Genomic DNA, 6979 nt, shown 5'->3' with positions numbered 1-6979 from the left:
TGTCGGCTTTGCCTGCGAAGTAGCGGTAGAGCGCGGAGGGGACCAGCCCCACGGCCTCGGCGATCCTGCCGTTCGTGACGTTGGCGAACCCGTCCCGCTCGAACAAGGGGATGGCGGCCGCGAGAATCTCCGCGCGTCGAGTGCGGGGCACGGGCTGCGTGGGGAGCTCGACGCGGCGGGCGCGTCCGGTGGCGGCTGCGGGGTCGGTCCCTGCCGCGCCCATGGCGGACTTCACCAGCAGTTCTTCGGCCCGGCGTGGTGCGATCGAGGTGTGGTGCATCGTGATGGACCCGATCACGCCGAGGGCCGCCACCGCGCGCAGGTGCTCGTCGGGCAGCGGGTGCTCGCGCCGCACCGCGTCGGCCACCCGCTCCACGACGATCGCGAACTTGCCCCTGAGGACGTGGCGGTCCTCGCGGTTGAGGTACCGGGCCTCCCAGCGGTACACGCCGCCCGAGGCGCGGTGGGCGACGGTGACGCCGGTGATGACGGCGAGCACGTCGGTCAGCGCCGCCGCGGGCGGCACCTCGTCGAGCGCGGCGACGAGCCGGTCCGCCATGACGTTCGCGCACTCGGCGAACAGCGCGTACTTGTTCGGGAAGTGCCGGTACAGGGCCGCCGCGGTGATGCCCACGACGGCGGCGATCTCCTCCATGGACGCGGCGTGGTAGCCGTGTTCGCTGAACACCCGTCCGGCCGCGTCGACGATGAGCTGCCTGCGGTTGCGCGGGCGGACGTCCGCGGTCGACCCGGCGGTCACGACGGCACCTCGGCGGACGGAGGAGGGCACGGAGCCATGCGGGCCAGTCAACCACGAACCGGACCACCGCTCCGGAGCCATCCCGGCACCTGCTCGCGACCACCCGGCCGCCGCGTGACTCTCGATTAACATAATCCTTCTCAACCAGCCACTCGACCGGCATACTGACGCCGCGACCCCACCGATCCGGCGCTCAAGGAGTGGCCATGTCGATCCCCGAGGTTCCCGCCTGGTCCTTCCGCCACCACTGGATGGCGCACGCGGCCACCCACGCGGTGATGCGACCGGACAAACCCGCGCTGCGCCACCTCGGGCGGACCACGACCTGGTCCCAGCTGTCGCGGCGGTCGCTGAGGCTGGCCGCCGCCCTGGCGGACCGGGGTGTCGGCGAGGGCGACCGGGTGGCGCTGCTGACCCTGAACCACCCGTGGTTCGTGGAGAGCGTGTTCGCGGCGAACAGCCTGGGCGCCATGGCCGTCCCGCTCAGCTTCCGGCTCGCGCCGCTGGAGCTGGACCACGTCCTGGTCGACTGCGAGCCGTCGGCCGTCGTCGTCGACGAGCGCCTGCTGCCGCTGCTCGACGCCGCCCCGTTCGCCGCGTCGATCGGCACGGTGGTCGTCGTCGGCGGGTCGGGCGCGACCGACGGCCGCCTCGCCTACGAGGAGTTCCTGGCGGGCGCCGAGCCGATGGAGCTGCCCGACGTCAGCGAGGAGTCGACGGCGCTGATCATGTACACCTCGGGCACCACCGGGGAGCCCAAGGGGGTGATGCTGTCCCACCGCAACCTCCAGTTGCAGGCGCTCACCTGCATCCGGGCGATGACGATGGTCGACGACTCCGACGTGGCCTTCCTGACCGCGCCGTTCTTCCACATCGCGGGCCTGGGCTCGATCGTGGCTAACTTCCTCCTCGGCAGCACCGTCGTGATCCACCCGCTGGGCGCCTTCGACCCGAGGGCGGTGCTCGACGCCTACGAGCGCGAGGGCGCCACCGTCGTGTTCAACGTCCCCCAGCAGTGGGACCTGCTCTGCGCGCAGCCGGACGTCGCCGAGCGCGACCTGAAGCTGCGGATCATCAGCTGGGGCGCCGCGCCCGCGAGCCGGGCGACGCTGCTCGCCATGGCCGAGAAGTTCCCCGGCGCCGTGAACGTGGCCGTGTTCGGCCAGACCGAGACCTCGCCGATCACCTGCGTGCTCAGCGGGGAGGACTCGGTGCGCAAGCTCGGCTCCGTGGGCAGGGCGATCCCGACCGTCCAGTACCGCGTCGTGGACGACTCCATGCGGGACGTCGCCCCCGGCGAGGTGGGCGAGATCGTCTACCGGGGGCCCACCGTGACGAAGGGGTACTGGCGGAAGCCGAAGGAGACCGCGGAGGCGTTCGCCGGCGGCTGGTTCCACTCCGGCGACCTGGTGCGGCAGGACGACGAGGGCTTCGTCTGGGTGGTCGACCGCAAGAAGGACATGATCATCAGCGGCGGGGAGAACATCTACTGCGCCGAACTGGAGCACGCCATCGTCGAGCACCCGTCGGTGGCGGAGGTCGCCGTGGTCGGCAGGGCGGACGAGCGCTGGGGCCAGGTCCCGGTCGCGTTCGTCTCCGTCGTGCCGGGGGCCGACCTCGGCCTGGACGACCTGATCGGGTTCCTCGACGGCAGGCTCGCCTCCTTCAAGATGCCCAAGGACCTGGCGGTGGTCGCCGCGCTCCCCCGCAACGCGGGCGGGAAGGTCGTGAAGGGCGCGCTCCGCACCCTGGACGAGGAGCGGGTGCGGGAACGCGTCTGAGGCCGCCGGCCGGGACCTACAGGCCCAGGTCCCGGCCGACGATCTCCTTCATGATCTCCGTGGTGCCGCCGTAGATGGTGCTGATGCGCGAGTCGAGGTAGTCGTGCGCGATGCGGTACTCGGTCATGTACCCGTACCCGCCGTGCAGTTGCAGGCACCGCCCGACGACGTCGACGTACTGCTCGGTGGTCCAGAACTTCGCCGCCGCGGCGTCGGCCGCGCCGAGTTCGCCGCGGACGTGCCTGGCGAGCAGGTCGTCCACGTAGGACCGGCTCACCCGCACGGCCGTGACCATCTCGGCCAGTTCGAAGCGGGTGTTCTGGAAGGACCCGATCGGCTTGCCGAACGCCGTGCGCTGCTTGACGTAGGCCAGGGTGCGCTCCAGCACGCCCTCGGCGGACGCCACGGCGTTGGCGGCGATCGAGATCCGCTCCTGCGGCAGGTTGCGCATCAGGCCGAGGAAACCCGACCCCTCCTCGCCGAGCAGGTTGGCGGCGGGCACCCGCACGTCCTGGAAGAACAGCTCGCTGGTGTCCTGGGCGTGCAGGCCGATCTTCTCCAGGTTGCGCCCGCGCGAGAAGCCCTCGCGGTCGGCCTCGACGACCAGCAGGCTGATCCCGCGGTGCCGGTCGGGTCCGGTTCGGACGGCGGTGACCACGAGGTCGGCGTTCTGCCCGTTGGAGATGAAGACCTTGCTGCCGTTGACGACGTAGTCGTCCCCGTCGCGGACGGCGGTGGTGGCGATCCCGGCCAGGTCGCTCCCGGTGCCCGGTTCCGTCATCGCCACCGCGACGATGAGCTTGCCCGCGGCGATGCCCGGCAGCCAGCGGGCCTTCTGCTCGTCGTCGGTCAGATCGGTGAAGTAGGGCACCACGATGTCGTTGGACAGCGCCACTCCCGCGAGCCCGTCCGACACCGGGTTGCGCGAGAACTCCTCACCGATCACCGCGTTGAAGCGGTAGTCGGTGATGCCACCGCCGCCGTGCTCCTCGGGGATGGTGAAGCCGAGGATGCCCGCCCTGGCGGCCTCCTCGAACAGCTCGCGGTCGACCTTGCCCTCCGCCCGCCACCGCTCGGCGTGGGGAGCGGCGTGCTTGTCGACGAAGGCGCGGACCGTGTCGCGCAGCAGTTCGTGGTCGTCGTCGTAGAGCGACCGCTCGGTGGGGAAGACACTCGTCATCCGGACTCCAATCCAGAACTCTCGTGCTCGGGGTTCACCGGGGCGGCAGGAGCACCGGCTTCAGCGCCGCGCCCGCCCGCTGGTCGGCGACCGCCCGGTCGAAGTCGGCCAACGGGTACGTCGTCACCAGGTGGTCGAGGGGGAGGCGGCCCCGCCGGTACCGCCGGAGGAGTTCGGGCACGAGGATCGACGGCTCGGCGTCGCCCTCGACGCACCCGCGCACCTGGAGCCCGCGCAGCACCAGCGACCGCACGTCGAGGGTCGCCCGCGAGGGCCCGAGCCCGACCAGGGCCAGCACACCGCGCGGTCGCAGCAGACCCAGCGCTCGGGGGACGGCCTCGGGGCGGCCCGTGGTGTCGAGCGCGTGGGTCACCTCCGGCACCGGGTCGTCCAGGGACGCGACGGCCGTGGCCCCGAACCGCGCGGCGAGGTCGCGGCGGGCCGCGACGGGCTCCACCACGACGACCTCGACGCCGTCGGACAGGGCGGTCAGCACCGCGGCGGCGCCCACTCCCCCGCAGCCGACCACCAGCAGCCGGTCGCCGGGCACGGGGCGCAGGACGTTGAGGACCGCGCCTGCACCGGTCAGGAACCCGCACCCCAGCGGCGCGGCGACCTCCGGCGGCACGTCGCCGACCGGGACGCAGGACCGGGCGTCGGCCACCGCCGCCGCGGCGAACGACGACTGCCCGAAGAACGCCCCGAACACCGGCTCACCGTCGACCAGGATCGTCGGCGACCCGTCGGGCCGCCGCCCCGAGCCGTTGAGCGCCGTCGCCGACGCGCAGTGCGCGGGCAGGCCCGCTCGGCACGACCCGCACCCGCCGCAGGACGCGAAGGAGATCACCACCCGGCTCCCCACCGCCGGGGAGGCGACGTCCGCGCCCCGCCGCTCGACGACCCCGCACCCCTCGTGGCCCAGCACCGCGGGCCGGTTCCCGAGCGCCCGCCGGGTGCTGAGGTCGGTGTGGCACACCCCAACCGCCTCGATCCGGACGACCACCTCGTTCGGGCGCGGACCGTCCAGTTCGGCCTCGACGACCTCGCTGGGCGCGGAGCCGCGCGAGAGCAGGACCGAGGTCCTCACTCGCGTTCCAGGCCGAAGTAGAAGTGCTCGCCACCGCCGCCGAGCACGAGGCTCGGCTTGCCGTTCATCACGCCCATCAGGGTGTTGTCGTCCACCCGCTTGAAGTGGTCGAGGACGGCCATGCCGTCGTAGACCATCGTGGCGGTGACCTCACCGCGGAACTCGACGTTCCACAGGCTGGCCTCGCCACCGCCCGCGGCGGTGTCGGAGTAGAGGCTGCCGTCCAGGGCCTGGCAGATCAGCGGTTGGGCGTCGTCCAGCGCGGTGAAGCGCTTGCCGTACCACCGGCTGCTGGTCAGCATCCGCTCGACGTGGTGGCCGGTCGGGAAGGCGAAACCCCGCCAGGAACCGAGGACCGACGACGCGTCGACGACGTCGAGGTCCGCCCACAGGGCGTCGAGCAGGCGCGGGTCGACCGGGCCCGGCGCGGTGCGCAGGTCCGACCACCGCTGCCGCACCGACTCCCCGGCGCCGTTCACCGCAGCCCCAGGCGGCGCAGCAGGACGAGCTGCCGGTTGGTGCGGTGCACGAAACCGGCGGCGGACGACGTCGGCGGTGGACCCAGCGGCCTGAGCCGCTGCGCGGCGATCGTCCGGCTGTCGGTGTACTTGCGGATCCCCTCGGCCCCGTGGCGCCTGCCGAGCCCGCTGTCGCCCATGCCGCCCATGCCCGCCTCGACGCTGCCCGCCGCGGCGGCGGCGCCGTCGTTGATGTTGACCGCCCCGGAGCGGATCCGCTCGGCCAGCCGGTGCGCCTCGCGGCTGTCGCGCGACCAGATCGACGCCGACAGGCCGTAGGTCCCGAGGTTCGCCAGCGCGACGGGGTCGCCGCCCGCGGCGTAGGGGTACAGCGAGACCACCGGGCCGAACGTCTCCTCCGCGAAGACGGCCATGTCGGGCGTGACGCCGTCGAGCACCGTCGGCTCGTAGAACAGCGGGCCGACGTCCGGCCGCGCACGGCCGCCCACGAGCACCCTCGCCCCCTTGGCCACGGCGTCCTGGACGTGCGCCTCGACGGCGGCCAGCCGCGCGGGCGAGACCAGCGACCCGATGTCCGAGGAGTAGTCGTAGGACCGCCCGAGCCGCAGCGCCCCGGTGATCCGCACCAGTTCGTCGCGGAACGCGTCGTGGACCGCCTCGTGGACGTAGACGCGTTCGACGTGGACGCACATCTGCCCGCTGTTGGTGAAGGCCGCGACCGCCGTGCCCGCCGCCGCGGCGGCGACGTCGGCGTCCTCCCGCACGATCAGCGGGTTCTTGCCGCCCAGTTCGAGGGACGCGCCGACGAGCCGCCGCGCCGCGCGCTCCGCCACCGCGCGACCGGTGGCGGTCGAGCCGGTGAAGCACACGAAGTCGACCGCGTCGACCAGTGCCGTCCCCACCACGGACCCCGACCCGGTCACGACCTGCCACAGGTCGTCCGGCAGGCCAGCCTCGGCCATCAGCGCCCTGGTCCACAGCACGGTCAGCGCGGTCTGGGAATCCGCCTTCGAGACGACGGCGTTGCCCGCGAGCAGCGCGGGCAGCACGTCACCGACCCCGAGGTAGAGCGGGTAGTTCCACGGCGAGATGACGCCGACGACACCCTTGGGCACCCGCACCTCCCTGACCTTCGTCAGGCCGGGCACCATCCCGCGCACGCGGCGGGGTGCCAGGTAGTGCCGGGCGCGGCGCGCGTAGTGCCGGGCGATGGCCGCGACCTGGGCCACCTCCTGCCAGGCGTGGTAGCGGGCCTTGCCCGTCTCCCACTGGACCAGGTCGAGCACCTGCTCCTGCCGCCGCAGCAGCAGGTCGTGGAAGGCGAGCACGACCTCGCGGCGGCGCGCGGCCGACGTCGCGGCCCACTCCCGCTGCGCCTTCCCGGCCGCCGCGACCGCGAACTCCACGTCGGCCGGTGCGCAGGCGGGGACGGACGCGGTCGGCGACAGGTCGTAGGGCGCGACGGCGGTCACCGGTTCCGGTGCGGGCCCCCCGTGCCGCGTCACGTCCCGGCGCACCCACGCGCACCAGCGGGCGACCACCTCGTCGGTCACCCACCCCGGTCGAGAAGCCGCCGCCGTGGCGCGCTCGGGCGCCGCGATCCGGACCTGTTCCCTGGCCATGCGGGCTCCTCTGGAGTAGCGGACCGGTTCGGGTTACCTGGCAGATGCCCTTGCCGACGGGCAGCCAGCT

At 73.1% G+C, this 6979-nt stretch carries 6 protein-coding genes; 1 reads left to right on the top strand and 5 read right to left on the bottom strand.

The features are described from left to right. Positions 1–760: helix-turn-helix domain-containing protein (locus VFZ92_RS08085; RefSeq protein ID WP_330875178.1), on the bottom strand; the 760-nt coding region annotated here is incomplete at its 3' end. Positions 761–966: 206 nt separating this feature from the next. On the opposite strand from VFZ92_RS08085, the gene VFZ92_RS08080 reads away from it, so the two are divergent. Next, the gene (locus VFZ92_RS08080; protein WP_330875177.1) at positions 967–2541 is read left to right on the top strand and encodes a long-chain-fatty-acid--CoA ligase; all 1575 of its coding nucleotides are present in this window, start codon (positions 967–969) and stop codon (positions 2539–2541) included. 16 nt (positions 2542–2557) lie between these two features. On the opposite strand, the gene VFZ92_RS08075 is transcribed toward VFZ92_RS08080, so the two are convergent. The 4 genes from VFZ92_RS08075 to VFZ92_RS08060 are packed head-to-tail and all read right to left on the bottom strand — an operon-like array spanning position 2558 to position 6909. Next, positions 2558–3721, bottom strand: coding sequence for an acyl-CoA dehydrogenase family protein (locus VFZ92_RS08075; protein WP_330875176.1), 1164 nt, complete (start codon positions 3719–3721; stop codon positions 2558–2560). Between the two features lie 34 nt (positions 3722–3755). Then, positions 3756–4808 carry an alcohol dehydrogenase catalytic domain-containing protein gene (locus VFZ92_RS08070; RefSeq protein WP_330875175.1) on the bottom strand — a complete coding sequence of 351 codons (1053 nt, stop codon included), beginning with the start codon at positions 4806–4808 and terminating at the stop codon, positions 3756–3758. Further along, positions 4805–5287 (bottom strand): DUF4334 domain-containing protein, encoded by a 483-nt coding sequence (locus VFZ92_RS08065; protein ID WP_330875174.1) that lies wholly within the window; start codon positions 5285–5287, stop codon positions 4805–4807. Before VFZ92_RS08065 ends, VFZ92_RS08070 begins: the two co-directional genes overlap by 4 nt. Then, a complete protein-coding gene (locus VFZ92_RS08060; protein ID WP_330875173.1) occupies positions 5284–6909 on the bottom strand; it encodes a succinic semialdehyde dehydrogenase in 1626 nt (541 codons plus the stop codon). Before VFZ92_RS08060 ends, VFZ92_RS08065 begins: the two co-directional genes overlap by 4 nt. Positions 6910–6979 lie beyond the last annotated feature (70 nt).

Origin of the sequence: Umezawaea sp., assembly GCF_036375055.1 — a bacterium.
Taxonomy (GTDB): Bacteria; Actinomycetota; Actinomycetes; order Mycobacteriales; family Pseudonocardiaceae; genus Umezawaea.
The sequence above is the reverse complement of the archived record's forward strand: the minus strand, read 5'-3'. Positions and strand labels throughout refer to the sequence as shown.